The organism is Aminobacter sp. Piv2-1 (genome assembly GCF_037625995.1).
Lineage (GTDB): Bacteria > Pseudomonadota > Alphaproteobacteria > Rhizobiales > Rhizobiaceae > Aminobacter.
Genome location: NZ_JARKMU010000001.1, coordinates 666,914 through 683,924, shown reverse-complemented (window position 1 = coordinate 683,924; position 17,011 = coordinate 666,914). Strand labels below are relative to the sequence as shown.

The 17,011-nt window shown below is 65.0% G+C and carries 16 protein-coding genes and 2 tRNA genes; 8 read left to right on the top strand and 10 right to left on the bottom strand.

Features of this window, described 5'->3' with window-relative positions; genetic code table 11:
* Positions 1 to 170: 170 nt before the first annotated feature.
* Positions 171 to 596: a DoxX family protein gene (locus AmiPiv_RS03300; protein WP_340035810.1), complete on the top strand. Its 426-nt coding sequence runs from the start codon at positions 171 to 173 to the stop codon at positions 594 to 596.
* A gap of 135 nt (positions 597 to 731) precedes the next feature.
* A complete protein-coding gene (locus AmiPiv_RS03295) occupies positions 732 to 1,127 on the top strand; it encodes a DoxX family protein (RefSeq protein ID WP_340035809.1) in 396 nt (131 codons plus the stop codon).
* 4 nt (positions 1,128 to 1,131) lie between these two features.
* Here the strand turns inward: AmiPiv_RS03295 and ppx are convergent, their stop codons facing one another.
* Together ppx and AmiPiv_RS03285 are read right to left on the bottom strand one after the other, a co-directional pair.
* Positions 1,132 to 2,667 carry an exopolyphosphatase gene (gene ppx, locus AmiPiv_RS03290; protein WP_340035808.1) on the bottom strand — a complete coding sequence of 512 codons (1,536 nt, stop codon included), beginning with the start codon at positions 2,665 to 2,667 and terminating at the stop codon, positions 1,132 to 1,134.
* Entirely contained in the window at positions 2,667 to 4,874 is a 2,208-nt protein-coding gene (locus tag AmiPiv_RS03285) for an RNA degradosome polyphosphate kinase (protein ID WP_340035807.1), read from the bottom strand. The genes ppx and AmiPiv_RS03285 overlap by 1 nt, the downstream gene beginning before the upstream one ends.
* Positions 4,875 to 5,024: 150 nt before the next feature.
* Here AmiPiv_RS03285 and AmiPiv_RS03280 point away from each other — a divergent pair, with 150 nt between their 5' ends.
* On the top strand, positions 5,025 to 5,273 hold the full coding sequence (locus AmiPiv_RS03280) for a zinc-finger domain-containing protein (RefSeq protein ID WP_340035928.1): 249 nt from the start codon (positions 5,025 to 5,027) through the stop codon (positions 5,271 to 5,273).
* 10 nt (positions 5,274 to 5,283) lie between these two features.
* A complete protein-coding gene (locus AmiPiv_RS03275; protein ID WP_340035806.1) occupies positions 5,284 to 6,501 on the top strand; it encodes an FAD-dependent monooxygenase in 1,218 nt (405 codons plus the stop codon).
* On the opposite strand, the gene AmiPiv_RS03270 is transcribed toward AmiPiv_RS03275, so the two are convergent.
* The 6 genes from AmiPiv_RS03270 to AmiPiv_RS03245 all read right to left on the bottom strand — a co-directional run bounded on the left by AmiPiv_RS03270 (position 6,459) and on the right by AmiPiv_RS03245 (position 12,580).
* Positions 6,459 to 7,169, bottom strand: coding sequence for a TIGR02117 family protein (locus AmiPiv_RS03270; protein WP_340035805.1), 711 nt, complete (start codon positions 7,167 to 7,169; stop codon positions 6,459 to 6,461). The genes AmiPiv_RS03275 and AmiPiv_RS03270 overlap by 43 nt on opposite strands.
* Positions 7,170 to 7,254: 85 nt before the next feature.
* Complete coding sequence (locus AmiPiv_RS03265) at positions 7,255 to 8,058, bottom strand: amino acid ABC transporter ATP-binding protein (RefSeq protein WP_340035804.1); 804 nt, start codon at positions 8,056 to 8,058, stop codon at positions 7,255 to 7,257.
* 23 nt (positions 8,059 to 8,081) lie between these two features.
* On the bottom strand, positions 8,082 to 9,239 hold the full coding sequence (locus tag AmiPiv_RS03260) for an amino acid ABC transporter permease (RefSeq protein ID WP_340035803.1): 1,158 nt from the start codon (positions 9,237 to 9,239) through the stop codon (positions 8,082 to 8,084).
* Positions 9,240 to 9,245: 6 nt separating this feature from the next.
* Complete coding sequence (locus AmiPiv_RS03255; RefSeq protein WP_340035802.1) at positions 9,246 to 10,436, bottom strand: amino acid ABC transporter permease; 1,191 nt, start codon at positions 10,434 to 10,436, stop codon at positions 9,246 to 9,248.
* A gap of 62 nt (positions 10,437 to 10,498) precedes the next feature.
* The gene (locus AmiPiv_RS03250; protein ID WP_340035801.1) at positions 10,499 to 11,527 is read right to left on the bottom strand and encodes an amino acid ABC transporter substrate-binding protein; all 1,029 of its coding nucleotides are present in this window, start codon (positions 11,525 to 11,527) and stop codon (positions 10,499 to 10,501) included.
* A gap of 252 nt (positions 11,528 to 11,779) precedes the next feature.
* Complete coding sequence (locus tag AmiPiv_RS03245) at positions 11,780 to 12,580, bottom strand: phosphatase PAP2 family protein (protein ID WP_340035800.1); 801 nt, start codon at positions 12,578 to 12,580, stop codon at positions 11,780 to 11,782.
* 79 nt (positions 12,581 to 12,659) lie between these two features.
* On the opposite strand from AmiPiv_RS03245, the gene AmiPiv_RS03240 reads away from it, so the two are divergent.
* Both AmiPiv_RS03240 and AmiPiv_RS03235 read left to right on the top strand, forming a co-directional pair.
* A complete protein-coding gene (locus AmiPiv_RS03240; protein WP_340035799.1) occupies positions 12,660 to 13,835 on the top strand; it encodes a cystathionine beta-lyase in 1,176 nt (391 codons plus the stop codon).
* Positions 13,836 to 14,200: 365 nt separating this feature from the next.
* Positions 14,201 to 14,836: a sulfotransferase family 2 domain-containing protein gene (locus AmiPiv_RS03235; RefSeq protein WP_340035798.1), complete on the top strand. Its 636-nt coding sequence runs from the start codon at positions 14,201 to 14,203 to the stop codon at positions 14,834 to 14,836.
* 135 nt (positions 14,837 to 14,971) lie between these two features.
* On the opposite strand, the gene AmiPiv_RS03230 is transcribed toward AmiPiv_RS03235, so the two are convergent.
* Both AmiPiv_RS03230 and AmiPiv_RS03225 read right to left on the bottom strand, forming a co-directional pair.
* Positions 14,972 to 15,048, bottom strand: a tRNA-Arg gene (locus tag AmiPiv_RS03230).
* 42 nt (positions 15,049 to 15,090) lie between these two features.
* Positions 15,091 to 15,396, bottom strand: coding sequence for an ETC complex I subunit (locus AmiPiv_RS03225; protein ID WP_340035797.1), 306 nt, complete (start codon positions 15,394 to 15,396; stop codon positions 15,091 to 15,093).
* Positions 15,397 to 15,554: 158 nt separating this feature from the next.
* On the opposite strand from AmiPiv_RS03225, the gene AmiPiv_RS03220 reads away from it, so the two are divergent.
* A tRNA-Pro gene (locus AmiPiv_RS03220) sits at positions 15,555 to 15,631 on the top strand.
* A 238-nt stretch (positions 15,632 to 15,869) separates the two neighbouring features.
* Positions 15,870 to 16,979 carry a helix-turn-helix transcriptional regulator gene (locus AmiPiv_RS03215; RefSeq protein ID WP_340035796.1) on the top strand — a complete coding sequence of 370 codons (1,110 nt, stop codon included), beginning with the start codon at positions 15,870 to 15,872 and terminating at the stop codon, positions 16,977 to 16,979.
* Positions 16,980 to 17,011: the final 32 nt, after the last annotated feature.

The window sequence follows — 17,011 nt, the reverse complement described above, 5'->3', positions numbered from 1 at the left end:
ACGGCGCAGCGGCCAGCCCGCTGCGCCATGCGCTCGAGACGATTCGCCGGAGCCGTCCGGCGGGGAAAACCATTCCATCTGTGAACGATCTGTCGACGAATTCGGACCTTTGGTGAACAGTTCGATTTCGCTACATGTGGGCCATCGAATTTCCCACGGAGCCCTCCCCCATGTCGAACGTTTCCATCGCTTCTGAAAAGTCCGGCCTCGTCGCCAACTCGTCGGCGGTCATCCTTGCCGGCCGCGTGCTGCTGTCGATCATCTTCGTCCTCGCCGGTTATGCCAAGCTCACCGCGATCGCCGGTACGGCCGGCTGGTTCGGCAGTCTCGGCCTGCCCCTCCCGACCGTGACCACGGTGGTCGTCGGCGTGGTCGAGGTGGTGGCCGGTCTTGCGATCCTGGTTGGCTACCAGACGCGCATCGCCGCGATCGTGCTCGCTCTCTTCACCCTCGCCGCCTCCGCCGTCGCCCACACCGATCTCGCCGACCAGGTCCAGATGATGTTCCTGCAGAAGAACCTGGCAATTGCCGGCGGCCTCTTCGTTCTCGCCGCCGCCGGTGCCGGCGCCCTGGCGGTCGACGCCCGTCGGAGCTGACGTTTCCGGATATCCTCCCACAGAATGGCCCGGGCTCGTCCCGGGCTTTTTTTTACCCTCCGCGGCAAGGGACAGCACATAGGTGACTTTGCCGGCCGGCAGGCGCATCCTCCCGGCAGAATGGGAACTGCGCAGATGTACAAGAACCTGCTGCTGCTCGCCGCGCGTGCCTTGATCGCCGCGATGTTCGTCCCGGCAGGCGTCTCCACCCTTTCCAACATCGCGGGATCCTCGGGCTACTTCGCCGGTCTCGGCTTCCCACTGCCGACGCTCGTTGCGTGGGGGGTCGGCCTGTTCGAGCTGGCAGGCGGCGCGCTCGTGCTCGTCGGTTACCAGACGCGCGCCGCAGCCCTTTTGCTGGCAGCGTTCGCCTTCGCCGCGGGCTTCATAGGTCATTTCGGTCAGGGCGGCGACGATCCGGTGCTCGCCTTCATGCATTCGCAGGCGTTGATGAAGGACATCGCCACCGCCGGCGGCCTGCTGGCGCTGTCGGTGGCCGGGGCCGGAGCCCTTTCCGTCGACCGCGCCTGAACGGCTATTTCACCGCGACGCTCGGGCCGTCCTCGACGGCCAGCACCAGCTTGCGCCCGGTCACCTTGGCCAGTTGCGCCAGCCGCCCGGCCGGCCGTTCGCCATAGAGCTGGCCGAAGGCCGCGGGGATGATCAGGGCCAGAACGCCGTTGCCCCTTTCCTCCCAGCGCAGCTTGGGCATGACGCCCGGCATTGACGCGGTAAGCAGATAGACCACGCGCATCATCGCACCAAGGACGCGTGCCCGCTCGAGGTAGCGCGGCGTCGCCAGTTCCTTGAGCTCCGGGGCGAAGCTCTCGTTGAAGACGCCATCGTGGCGAAACAGGTTGGCGAGGGCGAGGAAGGCACGCCCCGGATGGTCGACGCCGATGAACGAGGCGTGGGCGATGATGTTCAGCGATTGCCGCCCGCGGTATTCCGGGTGCGCACGCCAGCCGATGTCGGCAAGCAGGCAGGCGGCGTGACGGTATCGCGCCTCCTCGTCGGTCTCGTCCAGGCCGAAGGCGACGAAGGACTTGCGCGTCCACTCGGTCAATTCGTGCGCGTGACGCACCGAGCGCGCGCGCAGCAGCGCCAGTTCCTCGGCGGCGGAGATCAGCGGGTCGGAGCGCCGCTCGTCGTCGTCCAGCAGCGAATAGAGGAAGCCCTCGCGCACGCCGAGTGCCGAAACCACCACATTGGCCGGCTCCATGACGGAGACGATCTCGTTGAGCACGGCCGCGCCGTAAGGCAGAAGCGCACGACGGTTCTTCGACACGCCCTCGATGCCCTTGATCTTCTCGACGTCGCCGCGTGCCACCTGGCGCAGGAACGGCACCAGGCTCGCCGGGTCCATCCTGTAATGGTGCATCACTTCCAGCGGATAGCCGGTGGTGTTCATGTGCAGGCGGGCGAGGTTTCGCCAGGTGCCGCCGACGGCATAGAAGGTTCTGCCGCGGCCACCGTTGAGCAGCTTCGCGCGGGCAAGCTCGGTGCGGGCGATCCTGGCGGCCTGCGCCAGCGACCCCTTCGACATGTCCTGCAGCCTGAGGCCGCCCAGCGGCAGGGTGATGCCGTCGCCGATGGCCTCGCCCCTGACGTCGACGAGTTCGAGGCTGCCGCCGCCCAGGTCCCCGGCGATGCCGTCAGCCGGATGGAAGCCGGAGATCACGCCGAGCGCCGAGAAATAGGCCTCCTCGCGACCGGTCAGCACCCGGATCTCGGTCCCCAGCACTTCCTCGGCGCGATGGATGAAGTCGGCACCGTTCACCGCCTCGCGGGCGGCGGCGGTCGCCAGCACATACATCCTGTCTGCGCCTGCCTGCTCGGACAGCGCGCGAAAACGGCGGAACTCCTCCATCGAGCGGGTCACGCCCTCGGGGTCGAGCTTGCCGGTGGAGACGATGCCGCGGCCGAGGCCGGCCAGCATCTTTTCGTTGAACAGCAGCGTCGGCGAGCGTGCCAACCCTTCATAGACGACGAGACGAATGGAGTTCGAGCCGATATCGATGATCGACAGCGGTCGGCGATCCTTGAGCCGGCCCTGCGAGAGCTCCGCCATCAGCCGGCCGCCGCCTCCGCCTTCTTGCGGCGCTTGAACTGCGCGATGCGCTTGGGCGCATGAGACTTCAGCGCGTCACCCCGTCCGGAAAGGCTCGGATTGGTCATGAAATATTCCTGCGCATTGAACGGCTCTTCGCCCTCGTCCAGCGTCACCCGGCGAGAGGTACCATCCGCCAATACTTCGAAACTTTGCTGGTTGTCCATGATGTTTCCCAGCATGACCTGACCGAGCACCTGTTCATGCACCGTCGAGTGCATGGCAATCGGCACCATGCATTCGACCCGTCGGTCGAGGTTGCGCGGCATCAGGTCGGCCGAACTGATGTAGACGATCGCCTCGTCCGAAGGCAGGCCGTGACCATTGCCGAAGCAATAGATGCGGCTGTGCTCAAGGAACCGGCCGACGATCGACTTGACGCGGATGTTCTCGGACAGGCCCGGAACCTGCGGCCTGAGGCAGCAGATGCCGCGCACCACCAGGTCGATCTCGACACCGGCTCGGCTGGCCTCATAGAGCGCATCGATGATGATCGGATCGACGAGCGCATTCATCTTCATCCAGATCTGCGCCGGCTTGCCGGCTCGGGCATGCTCGACCTCGTCGGCGATGTGCTTGAGGATGCGGCTCCTCAGCGTATAGGGCGACAGCGCGATGCACATTTCATCGGCCGGCTCGGCGTAGCCGGTGATGAAGTTGAAGATCTGGGCCACGTCCCGGGCGATCGCCGAGTCGGTGGTGAAGAAGGACAGGTCGGTATAGATGCGGGCGGTGATCGGGTGGTAGTTGCCGGTACCGAGATGCACGTAGTTGCGCAGGCGGCCGTCCTCGCGGCGCACCACCAGCGACATCTTGGCGTGGGTCTTGAGCTCCAGGAAGCCGAAGACCACCTGCACGCCGGCGCGCTCGAGGTCGCGCGCCCAGCGGATGTTGGCCTCCTCGTCGAAGCGCGCCTTGAGCTCGACCAGGGCCGTCACCGACTTGCCGGCCTCGGCCGCGTCGATGAGCGCACGGACGATCGGGCTGTCGTTCGAGGTGCGGTAGAGCGTCTGCTTGATCGCCACCACCTCTGGGTCCATCGCCGCCTGGCGCAGGAACTGCACCACCACATCGAAGGATTCGTAAGGGTGGTGGACGACGAAATCCTTCTCGCGGATCGCCGCGAAGCAGTCGCCGCGGTGGTCGCGAATGCGCTCGGGGAAGCGCGGATTGAAGGGCGGGAACTTCAGGTCGTCGCGCGCGACCGCCACGATCTCGGATATCTGGTTGATGGCCAGCGGCCCGCTCAGCACGCTGACCCGGCTCGCCGAGACCCCAAGCTCGCCGGCGACGAACTCGCGCAGCTCGGCCGGCATCTGGCTGTCGAACTCGATGCGGATCACCGAGCCGCGGCGGCGCCGCTTCAGCGCGGTCTCGAACAGCCGCACGAGGTCCTCCGATTCTTCCTCGACCTCGATATCGCTGTCTCGGATGATCTGGAACGTGCCGGAACCCTTGACCTCGTAGCCCGGGAACAGCTTGCCGATGAACAGGTTGACCGTCTCCTCGATCGGGATGAAGCGCACCGAGCGCTTGCGATCGGGCAGGCGGATGTAGCGCTTGAGCGCCACTGGCAGGCGCAGCAGGGCGGTCATCTCCTCGCCGTTCTTGCGGTGGCGGAGCTGCAGCGCGATCGAGAAGCCGAGATTGGGGATGAAGGGGAACGGGTGCGCCGGGTCGATCGACAGCGGCGTCAGTACCGGAAAGATCTGCTCCATGAAGTGCTCTTCGAGCCACTTCTTCTCGTCCTTGGCGAGGGCTGCCGCCGAAATGCTCTCGATGCCCTCGAGCTTGAGCAGTTCCATGAGGCTCGACAGGCTCTTCTGCTGGTCCTCCTGCAGCCGTTCGACCTCGTGCAGCAACTGGTCGAGCTGCTGCTGCGGGGTGCGTCCGTCGGGGCTGCGGATCGCGATGCCCTCGCGAACCTGGCCCGCGAGACCCGCGACGCGCACCATGAAGAACTCATCGAGATTGCCGGCCGAGATCGACAGGAAGCGGACGCGTTCGAGCAGCGGATGGTTCGGGTTCTGCGACTGCTCGAGCACGCGCCGGTTGAACTGCAGCCAGGAGAATTCGCGGTTGACGAAGCGGTCGGGATTGCCGTCGACCGCCCCCGTCGGCGACTTGTCGTTCACGAAATCGGTATGCACCGGCCTCAATTGATTCATGGACAACCCTTCCCCACTGCCGCGCTCGCCGCTTATCCGGCTCAGATTATCCTCTGACAGGCAATTGCGACAGTTTCATTTCAGCATCTTGCAAACCCGTCCCTAATGATACAAACGCTCTCGGAGAAGGTTTCTCAGACGGAGAACATGATGGCCGGCGGCTCCATTCCCCACTTCCAGAACGACGCTGGGCATGCCGTGATCGAGATCGGCGTGAAGGAGTTCATGTGCGTCGGCGCCAACCCGCCCTTCGACCATCCGCATGTCTACCTCGACATGGGCGCGGACTCCGAGAAGGTCTGCCCCTACTGCTCGACGCTCTATCGCTACTCGGCGAAGCTGAAGGCCACCGAAACCCTGCCCGCCGGCTGCCTCTACGTGGCCGACCGCGCCGCCTGACCCGGTCGCCATGAGATCGCGGCAGGTCGTCATCGCCGGCGCGGGCGTCGCCGGCCTCACTGCCGCGCTCGCCTTCGCCAGGAAAGGCCTTGGCGTCCGCGTCCTCGAACGCGCAGCGGCGCTCGAGGAAGTCGGCGCCGGCCTGCAACTGTCCCCCAACGCAACCCGCATCCTCGGCCGCCTCGGCGTGCTCGACCTCGTGCGGCCGTCGACCGTGCGGCCGGAGGCGATCGTCCTTCGCGATGCCGCGTCACTCAAAGAGCTTGCCCGGGTTCCGCTCGGCGCGTCCGCCGAGCTGAGGTGGCAATCGCCCTATCTCGTTGCCCACCGCGCCGACCTGCAGCACGCCCTGCTCGCGGCCGCCCGGCAAAATCCCCTGATCGAGATCAGCACCGGCGCAACGGTCACGGGAGCCACTGTTGATGCACAGGCCGTCGAGGTCGGCGTCGAGCACGACGGCAATGCCGTGTCGCTTGAGGCCGAGATGCTCGTGGCGGCGGATGGGGTCTGGTCACACAGCCGCCGCCTTGTCGGCCCGCACGAACGGAGCCGCTTCGCCGGCGAGCTGGCATGGCGCACGACCATCGCCGCCGACGGCGAGACCGGTCGCAGCTTCACGTCGCTCGGCTCGATGCAGGCGGTCACGACCTTCCTCCATCGCGGCTTTCATATGGTCGCCTATCCGATCCGCGCCGGAACCGCGATCAACCTCGTCGCCTTCACACCCGGCGCGGCGATCGCCGAACAATGGTCGGGCGAGACGGACGCCGACGCGCTGAAGCGCGCCTCGCGGGGCAGCGCGCCTGCGCTCACCGCGTTGCTCGACCAGGCCGGGCCGTGGACGGTGTGGCCGCTGCACACGGTCGACAGTGCCAGGCCATGGACCGCCTCCGACCGCATCGTGCTGATCGGCGACGCGGCGCACGCCATGACGCCCTTCGCCGCCCAGGGCGCCGCCATGGCGATCGAGGATGCCTACACGCTGGCCGACGTCGTGGCCTCGGCACGATACGCGCACGGGCTGTCGCAGTGGGAGGCGGCGCGCAAGGCCCGCATCGCCAGCGTAGCGCGGCGCGGCCGGCTGAACCACATGGCCTGGCATGCCTCGGGTCCGGTCGCCCTGGCGCGCAATCTTTTCCTCGGCATCAAGTCCGCCGACAGCCTCGCCGCCGACATGGACTGGCTCTACGGCTGGACGCCGCCCGGCTGGTCCGAAGCGGAATTGTAGAGACCGAGCGACCAGCCGAGCGTGACCGGCAGCGGGTTCCACCAGCCCGTCGTCAGGCCGGCCTTCCGCAAGGCGGCCGCCGCCCAGGTGTTGCAGCCGGCAAGGGCCGTGAAGTAGCCGTTCGCCTCGAAGAATGCATCGGTGTCGCCATATCCCGCGCCCGCGATCCGCTGGACGCCTCTATCGTCACGCCGGAAGCTCGCGGCGATGAAGTCGAGCATCGCGTCGAACTCGGCTTTACCGACCTCGAAGCGCGAAACCGCCGGGTGAGCCATGCCGATCTCGCCCATCACGTCGACATGCAAGGCGGAGCGATCGAGGGTGAGCGCCTTGAGCAGCGGGCCCGGCTTGAGTTCCGCCCAGGTCGGGGTTTCGAGGTAGAACGCCCGGCTGCCCCAGCCAAACACCAGATAGCGCGCGCCGGGAGCGTCCGCAGGCATGCCCGCATCGACCAGAAAGCCGAATTTTTGCAGCACGGCTTCGTCGATGGGCACAGCGATGTCGGTATGGATCGGATTGGTCAGCACCAAAAGGTGCCGTTCCCCGGCCGCTGCCGGCGCGTCGCCGATCAGTGGCCGCGGTATCAGCGTGCCGAGGGCGAGCACCAGAACCACCACCAGCACCGCCCAGCCGAGAAGCCGAACGCCCCTTCCCGCCCTCATACCCATCGGCACCCTCCCGCAGGTCGCGGCAACCACAACAAAAGAGCCCGGCCGAAATATGGCCGGGCTCTCGAACCAGCGGTGCGGTTTGCTAGTGCAGGATCTGGCTGAGGAACAGCTTGGTGCGCTCGTGGCGGGGATGGTCGAAGAACTCGGCCGGGGTGTTCTCCTCGACGATCTGGCCCTGGTCCATGAAGATCACCCGGTTGGCGACCTTGCGCGCAAAGCCCATCTCATGGGTCACGCACAGCATCGTCATCCCCTCTTCGGCGAGGCCGACCATGGTCTCCAGCACCTCCTTGATCATCTCCGGGTCGAGCGCCGAAGTCGGCTCGTCGAACAGCATGATGCGCGGGTTCATGCACAGCGACCGCGCGATCGCCACGCGCTGTTGCTGGCCGCCCGACAGCTGGCCCGGATATTTGTTGGCCTGCTCGGGGATCTTGACCCGGCGCAGGAAGTGCATCGCCTGCTCTTCGGCCTGCTTCTTCGGCGTCTTGCGCACCCAGATCGGAGCCAGCGTGCAGTTCTCCAGGATGGTCAGGTGCGGGAACAGGTTAAAGTGCTGGAACACCATGCCGACCTCGCGGCGCACCTCGTCGATCTTCTTAAGATCGTTGGTCAGTTCCTTGCCGTCGACGATGATCTTGCCCTTCTGGTGCTCCTCCAGCCGGTTGATGCAGCGGATCATCGTCGACTTGCCCGAGCCGGACGGGCCGCAGATGACGATGCGCTCGCCGCGCATCACCTTCAGGTTGATGTCCTTGAGCACGTTGAACTCGCCGTACCATTTGTGCATGCCGACGATGTCGATGGCGACATCGGTGTCCGACACGTGCATCTTCTTGACGTCGACCCTCAGCTCCTCGGCGCTGACTGCGTTTTCAGTGGCCATAGGCCGGTACCCCTTTCATTGCCTTAACGCTTGTGACCGGTGTCGAGCCGGTGCTCCATGTAGATAGAATAGCGCGACATGCCGAAGCAGAAAATCCAGAACACGAGCGCGGCGAAGACCAGGCCCGAGGCCGGCGTCTGCGGCGACGCCCAAGCCGCGTCCGAGAAGTTCTGGCGCACGACGCCGAGCAGGTCGAACATCGAGATGATGTAGACGAGGCTGGTGTCCTTGAACATGCCGATGAAGGTGTTGACGATGCCGGGAATGACCAGCTTCAACGCCTGCGGCAGCACGATCAGCCCCATCTTCTGCCAATAGCTGAGGCCGAGCGAGTCGGCGCCCTCGTACTGGCCCTTTGGGATCGCCTGCAGGCCGCCGCGCACCACCTCCGCCATGTAGGCCGAGGCGAACAGCGACACGCCGATCAGCGCGCGCAGGAACTTGTCGAAGGTCACGCCCGCCGGCAGGAACAGCGGCAGCATCACGCTCGCCATGAACAGCACCGTGATCAGCGGCACGCCGCGCACCGTCTCGATGAAGATCACGCACAGCATCTTCACCACCGGCATCTTCGAGCGCCTGCCGAGCGCCAGCAGGATGCCGAGCGGCAGCGACACGACGATGCCGACGAAGGACAGGCTGAGCGTCACCAGCAGGCCGCCCCACAGCGGGGTCTCGACATGCGCAAGGCCGAACACGCCCCCCACCAGCAGAAAGAAGGCTACCACCGGGAAGACGAGGAACAGCAGGATCGCGTTCAGGCCCTTGCGCGGCACCCGAGGGATCAGCAGCGGCACGAGCAGGCCCACGAACATGATCGCCACGAGGATGACGCGCCAGCGTTCATCGATCGGGTAGCGGCCGAACATGAACTGGCCGAACTTGGCCGTCACGAAGGCCCAGCAGGCGCCGGACCACCCTTCGGGGTGGATGCCGCCCTGCACCACCGTCGCGCAGAAGGTGCGGTCGGTGCCCGTCCATTGCGCCTGGATCAGCGCCCAGTCGACCAGCGGCGGCACGATGGCGACGACCAGCAGCATGCCGAGGATCGTGAGGACCGAATCGAACGGATTGGCAAAGAGGTTCTTGCGAATCCAGGCGACCGGCCCGCGCTCCCGCGGGGGTGCGGGCTGCGGCAGCGCCATTTCGGTGCGGACGTAGCTCAAGTCGGTTTGCGACATGTCCGCCTACCTTTCCACCAGCGCCATCTTGGCGTTGAACCAGTTCATGAACGCGGAGGTGATCAGGCTGAGCCCGAGGTAGACGACCATCCAGATCACCACGATCTCGATCGCCTGCCCGGTCTGGTTGAGCACCGTTCCCCCAATCGCGACCAGGTCCGGATAGCCGATGGCGATCGCCAGCGACGAGTTCTTGGTCAGGTTCAGATACTGGCTGGTCAGCGGCGGGATGATGATGCGCAGGGCCTGCGGCACCACGACCAGCCTGAGCGCCTGCCCCGACCTCAGCCCAAGCGCGGCCGACGCCTCGCTCTGGCCCTTGCTCACGCCCCTGATGCCTGCCCGCACGATCTCGGCGATGAAGGCCGCCGTATAGAAGGACAAGGCCAGATAGAGCGACAGGAACTCGGGCTTCACCTGCAGGCCGCCCGTCAGGTTGAAGGTCGACTTCTGCGGGAAATCGAAGCTCAACGGAGCTCCCATGACGAGCAGCGCCAGCAGCGGCAGGCCAACGATCAGGGCGATCGAGGTCCACAGCACCGGGAATGCCTGGCCGGTCGCCATCTGCCTTTGCCTGGCGGCGCGGGCCACGAAGACCGACATGGCAATGCCGAGCAGAAATGCAACCGGAATCAGCCAGCTCCCCTCACCCCATACCAGTTTCGGGAAATAGAAACCGCGGCTGTTGAGATAGGAGCCGAAGGGCAGTTCGATGCTGTCCCGCGGCAGCGGCAGCACCGACAGCACGCCGAAATACCAGAAGAAGATCACCAGCAGCGGCGGGATGTTGCGGAAAAGCTCGACGTAGACGGTGCAGATCTTGCGGATCAGCCAGTTGTTGGCCAGCCGTCCGATGCCGATGAGGAAGCCGAGGATCGACGCCGTCACGACGCCCGCCAGCGCCACGACGACGGTGTTCAGCAGGCCGACCAGCAGCGCCCGCTTGTAGGTCGAATCCGAATCGAAGGCGATCAGCGTATCGCTGACGTCGAAGCCGGCACGACCGTTGAGGAAGCCATAGCCGGACGCGATGTTGGCGCGCCTGAGATTTTCGGCGGTGTTGCCGACGATCCACCAGACGAGCGCCACAAGCACGGCGACGACGAGTACCTGGAAGAAGATGCCACGCACCTTCGGGTCGTAGAGGAGCGACGCGCGGCCGCTCCCTACGTCATGGGAAATGTCCTGCGTAGCCATCGGAAGTCCCTCTGACAGAGTCCCGAGAGGCGGTCATGCCGCCTCTCGGACCAGACTTCGGATCAGCGGATCGGCGGTGCGTACTGCAGTCCGCCCTTGGTCCAGAGCGCATTGATGCCACGGGCGATCTTCAGCGGGCTGCCCTGGCCGACGTTGCGTTCGAAGACTTCGCCGTAATTGCCCACGGCCTTGACGATGTTGACGACCCAGTCGTTGGCCAGGCCGAGGTCGGTGCCGATCTTGGTGTCGGCCTCGGTGCCCAGCACGCGCTTGATCTCGGGATTGCCCGACGTCTTCATCTCCTCGACATTGGCCTGGGTGATGCCCAGCTCCTCGGCCGTCAGCAGCGCGAAGTAGGTCCACTTGACGATGTGGTACCACTTGTCGTCGCCCTGGCGCACGGCCGGGCCGAGCGGCTCCTTGGAAATGATCTCGGGCAGCACGACGTGATCGTCCGGCGAGCCCAACGTCAGGCGGATGCCATAGAGGCCGGACTGGTCGGTGGTATAGACGTCGCAGCGGCCGGCGTCGTAGGCGGCGTTGACTTCCTCGAGCTTCTCGAAGACGACCGGGTTGTACTCCATCTTGTTCGCCTTGAAGTAGTCGGCGAGATTGAGTTCGGTCGTGGTGCCCGTCTGCACGCAGACGGCGGCGCCCGAAAGCTGAAGGGCGGAATTCACGCCCGGCAGCTTCTTGGCGTTGATCATGAAGCCCTGGCCGTCAAAATAAGTGACGCCGACGAAATTCAGCCCAAGCGCGGTGTCGCGGTTGATCGTCCAGGTGGTGTTGCGCGACAGAAGGTCGATCTCGCCGGACTGCAGGGCGGTGAAGCGCTCCTTGGCCGACAGCGGCGTGAACTTCACCTTGCTCCCGTCACCGAAGACCGCGGCGGCCACGGCGCGGCAGAAATCGGCGTCCAGACCGGTCCAGTCGCCCTTGTCGTTCGGTGCCGAGAACCCGGCCAGGCCGGTGCTCACGCCGCATTGCACGAACCCCTTGGCCTTGACGTCCTCGAGCGTGCCCGCAGAGGCGGTCGCCGTCATGAGGCCAAGAGCGGCAGCCCCAAGAATGCCTGATGCTGTGTATTTCATGACCCACGAACCCTTTTCTGTTTTCCAGGCTCAAGCCTGTTTTTTTGATATGTGAACTCAGCATCCCCTTCCGGCCCATTTCCGGATGCGCATCCCTGCGGAGCGCGTTGCTGCAGTCCGGTTCACGAATGCCATCGAAGGCGATTATTCTTGTAAGGTCAAGTACGAAAGACCTACTAGAAGGTTACCTCCCACAGGCCGCAGAACACCCTTTCGGGGCCAGTATAACACAGGCGGCGCCCTGCCCTTACGTCAGCCGCGATCCGGCCTGGAGCGCCGCATGCCGATCGCCTCCGGCAAGATCTTGCCCTCGCGCGGACGGAACCCCATCCGCCGCGCGGCCAGCATGCGCGCCATGAGGGCGACGACGACCCAGCCGAAGAGGAAGCCGGCCGCGACATCGGAAGGATAGTGCGCCCTCGCCACCACCCTCAGCATCGCAAACCCCAGACCGGCGACCGTGATCGGCAGCCAGTGGCGCGGAAACCAGATGGCGAGCACCGCGGCGGCAGCGCCCAGCGTCGTGGCATGGCCCGACGGGAAGCTCGAGAAATACTTGCTTACGACGAGCGGAGAGAAGTGATAGGCGCCCAGTTCGCCGAACATCGACGGCCGGGCGCGTCCGAACGCGATCTTCACCAGGTTGACCGCGATCCCGCTGATCGCGACCGCAGCGAACATGAAGGCGGCTTGACCGAAAAGCAGCGTCAGGCGCGCTTTCAGCCGATAGCCGGCATTCTGCCAGTCGGCGGTCGCCGCGGCCAGGTAGATGGCCAGCGCCGGCACGAGATACCATTGCGACAGTCCGACGTCGCTCAGCCACGCCAGCCAGGCGGTCAGCGCATTGCGGTGCCCGAGCATGAAGTCGATGGCCATCGCGTCGATCGGAAACAGCAGGGCGACGGCAATTGCGCCGGCCACCACGACCATCGTGAGCGCGGCCGGCCATACGGGCAGCGGCGTGCCCACCGGTTTCCGCCAGAGCCGGCGCCAGGAGAACGACACCGTCCTCCCCAGCCGGCGCAAGCGGCCGGCGGGCCAGATCTGGCCCATCCGAACAGCCGCCTTCTGCGGTTGCGCCGGATCGGCCGGCGCACTATGGCTGGCGTCTTCGCTGAAAGGATGCGGCTTCATGACTCAGGACAACGGCAGGACCAAGGGCATCAACACGCGTCTCGCGCATTCCGGCCACGATCCGCACAGCTTCCATGGCTTTGTCAATCCGCCAGTCGTGCATGCGTCGACTGTGCTCTATCCGAACGCCGCGACAATGGCCGCGCGTGCCCAAAAATACACATATGGGACCCGCGGAACCCCGACGACGGACGCGCTCTGCCAGGCCATAGACGAACTGGAAGGCTCGGCCGGCACCATCGCCGTGCCCTCGGGGCTTGCGGCGGTCACCATTCCCCTGCTCGGCTTCCTATCGGCGGGCGACCACATACTGATCACCGATTCGGTCTACCACCCGACCCGGCATTTCGCAGACACGATGCTCGAGCGGCTCGGCGTCGAGGTCGAATATTACGAACCGCGCATCGGCGCCGGCATCGCCGCGCTCATCAAGCCCAACACCAGGGTCGTCTTCACCGAATCGCCGGCCTCCAACACCTTCGAGATCCAGGACATCCCGGCCATCGCCAGGGCGGCGCATGCCACCGGCGCCATCGTCATGATGGACAACACCTGGGCTACCCCGCTCTATTTCAAGGCGCTCGACTTCGGCGTCGATGTCACCATCCATGCCGCGACGAAGTATCCGGCCGGCCATTCGGACGTTCTGAGCGGCACGGTTTCAGCCAACGCCGCCTGCTGGCCCACGCTGCGCGAGGCCTTCTTCACGCTCGGCTGCTGCGCCGGCCCCGACGACGTCTACCAGGTCCTGCGCGGCCTGCGCACCATGGGCGTGAGGCTCTCGCATCATGAAAAGAGCGCCTTGGAGATCGCGCGCTGGCTCGAGGGCCAGCCCGGTGTCGCCCAGGTGCTGCACCCGGGCCTCGAAAGCCATGCCGACCACGCGATGTGGAAACGCGACTTCGCTGGCTCGAGCGGCATCTTCTCGGTCGTGCTCGCCGGGGGCGGCAACGAGAAGGCGCATGCCTTCCTCGACGCGCTGGAGATCTTCGGACTGGGCTATTCCTGGGGCGGTTTCGAAAGCCTCGCCGTGCCGGTGAACCTCACCGACCGCAGGATCGCCAAGGGCCCCTATGACGGGCCGATCATTCGCCTGCAGATCGGGCTCGAGGATGTCGAGGACCTCAAGGCCGACATCACCGCCGGCCTTGCCGCGGCAAACGCGGTGGCGTGACCGCGGTCGCGGGTCTTCCGGACCTAGCTGGTCTAGTGAAGCGACGCCGTGAGCATCATCGCGATCGCAAGCGAGGACGAGTGGGGGCGATGGGATCGAACTCGCTCATGACGGTCTCCGCTCGTCCAACGCCTGACGGGAGAGCTAGTTGCATCGACGATGCTCATCCTGTGCGGGCCTGAACCAGCCTTCAGCCGACGCCGTGAGCTCAGGGTGGAACGAGCAGCCGTGTCGAATGGTGTCGACAGCATTGCCGTCTTGCCCCACGAACTGGCTGACCCGCCCTACCTCGCCAAAATTGCGCGTGATTGCTCGGATGAGAACGTAGTGGTAGATCGACGCTCTAGGACTGGCGGGGCCGATGCGTGCTGATCTCCAATCAATTCAATTTCTTGTTCGTTCACATACCAAAGACGGCGGGTTTGTCAGTTAAGGATACATTTCGTCCTTACTCAAATCGTCCGAAGCGGACCCTCTTGCGCCGCGTACTTTCCAAATTGCCCGTCCGAGAAAATCAAACGTTCTTTAACCCGCCGCAGCATGCGACGGCGGAATGGGCCCGCCGCAAGCTTGGAGAGGATTGCTATTCCAAACTGACATCGTTTGCTGTCGTCAGACACCCGTATGACCGAGCCATTTCGTACTACCAGTTCATCAACCAGCATGATGAGCATCACCAACATAAGTTGGTAAAAGAAATGAACTTCGAACAATACCTCAAATACCTGGCGGGAAAGCCCGCCGGGAGACGCCTACGCCAGATCGATTTCCTGGTCGACGGCGGAGGAGCGATAATTGTCGATCGAATTCTCCGGTACGAATCTCTGGAAGCAGACATCGAGGCGATTTGGACCGAACTGGCCCTGCCGGGTCGCCCGACAATGTCGCGTCGCAACGCCTCTGTGCGGCGCACCGTGGACGAGTACCTGACGCCCCGAACGCGCGGCCTGATTCTCGACCTATATCGGAACGATTTCGACAGATTGGGCTATGAACCCTAGCCCAGGGGGCCTTGTCTCCTGCACGGATCGGCCCAGACACCCGAGGGTCAAAGCGAGGCGGTAGTGCCAATCCCTTGCTTCGGCAATTGCGCGGCCTACGCGTGCCGCCCGCCTGTGGTGCGAGCCGAAAGGTAATGGCGATCCCGACAGGATTCGAACCTGTGACCATCGGCTTAGAAGGCCGGTGCTCTATCCAGCTGAGCTACGGGACCGCTGGCCGGCCTCAGGAAGGCCGACAAGTGCTTGGCAGGCCGTCAGTGGGTCCAGGGCGTCCTGCGGTCATAGCGGAAATTGTCGGAATAGGAAATCTGCCGGCGCTTGGACTCCTTCGGCTCCTGCACCCGGAAATCCAGTCCTTCCTTCTCGGCGTAGGCGATCGCCTCCTCGCGGGTCTCGAAGGTCAGCCGGATCTGGCTCTTCATGTCGCCGGAGGTGGTGTATCCCATGAGCGGATCGATCTTCTTCGGCTTCTCGGCGTCGAATTCGAGTATCCAATTCCCGGTCTTGGCCTTGCCAGACTGCATGGCGGTCTTGGCGGGGCTGTAGATTCGCGCGGACATGCCTACCTCACTAACGGGTCCACGCCGGCGGCGCGGACTTCCAGATGCTGCCGTCATTACTTTGCATTGGCCGCCGCCGCAAGGCGAAAGCCCGTCGTCTCCTTTTTGCCCTTGCCATGTCGATCGGAAGTCACTACGCACTGCAGCGCAAATCGGTCCGGAGTGTAGCGCAGCCTGGTAGCGCACCTGATTTGGGATCAGGGGGTCGCAGGTTCGAATCCTGCCACTCCGACCACCGCATCCAAGATATGCCAAGTATTTGCCAGTTCTCCGCCGCCCTCGCGCGGCTGACCCGTCTCCATGCGTCCAAAGATGATCTTGATCTAAAGTAGCCAAGTGCTATCGATCTATTGGGGCGCGGCTGGGCATTGGAGTGCAAGAGATCATTCTTGCGCATGTTCCGGCCCGACAAACCGCATCGACATCGTTGCAAGACGATTTCGACGCGGACCAGCTCGGGGGAGCGACGAAAATTGGCGGATCTGTCCGAACAGTTCATCGATCAGATCTACGAAGCGTCCTTCGCTCCTGAAAAATGGCCGGAGTTGCTGGCGGACCTGTCCCAGGCCGTCGACGGCAAGGGCGGCTGCCTGTTCACGCTCACCCGCCGTGCCGCCGCCCATGTCGGATCGGAAGCGATCGCCGCCGATCTCGAGGAGTTCATGCGCGACGGCTGGGTGACCATCAACACGCGCACGACGCGCGCCGAGGCGCTTGCCCATCCCGGCTTCCTCACCGACCTGGACCTCTACAGCGTGTCCGAACTGGCGACCGAGCCCATATACCGGGACTTCCTTCATCCTCGCGACCTGGGTTGGGCGGCCGGCACCCTCATCCCGCTGCCGACCGGCGACCTGCTCGCCTTCAGCGTCGAAAGGTCGACGGCGCGCGGCCCCTTCGAGCGCGCCCATGTCGAGGCCCTCGACCGCCTGCGCCCGCATATCGTTCGCGCAGCAGTCGTCTGCACCCGCATCGGCCTCGACAAGGCACAGGCCGGCGCAGGCGCGCTCGAAGCGCTCGGACTGCCCGCCGCGGTGCTCGGCGCGAACGGCCAGATGGTCGCCTGCAACCGCCTCATGGAGGGCCTGATCCCGAGCACCATCCGGGACGGGACCGGACGCATCCAGATTGTCGACCGCAAGGCCGACAGCCTGCTGGCCGGGGCGCTCTCGGCTCTGGCATTCGGAGCGAGACAAGGCATCGCCCAGTCTTTCCCGGTCGCCGACGGCACCGGCCGTCCGACCGGCGTCGTGCATCTGCTGCCGGTGCGGGGCGCCGTGCACGACCTGTTCAGTCAAATCCACAGCATCCTGGTGGTCACCCCGCTGGCCGCCCCGGTGGCTCCGCCGCCCGGCATCCTGCAGGCGACGTTCGACCTTACGCCCAGCGAGGCGCGAATCGCCTCGGCTTTGGCTGCAGGCCGCTCGATCGACACGATCAGCCGGGAATTCGGGGTCGCACGCGAAACCGTGCGCTCTCACCTGCGTTCGATCTTCGCCAAATCCGGCGTTTCCAAGCAATCCGCCCTGGTGCGCCTGCTCTTGAGCGTGACGCTGCCGAGCGCCGCGGATGCCGGCGACTGAGCGCCGGGCACCGACTCGACAGTTTAGCCGGG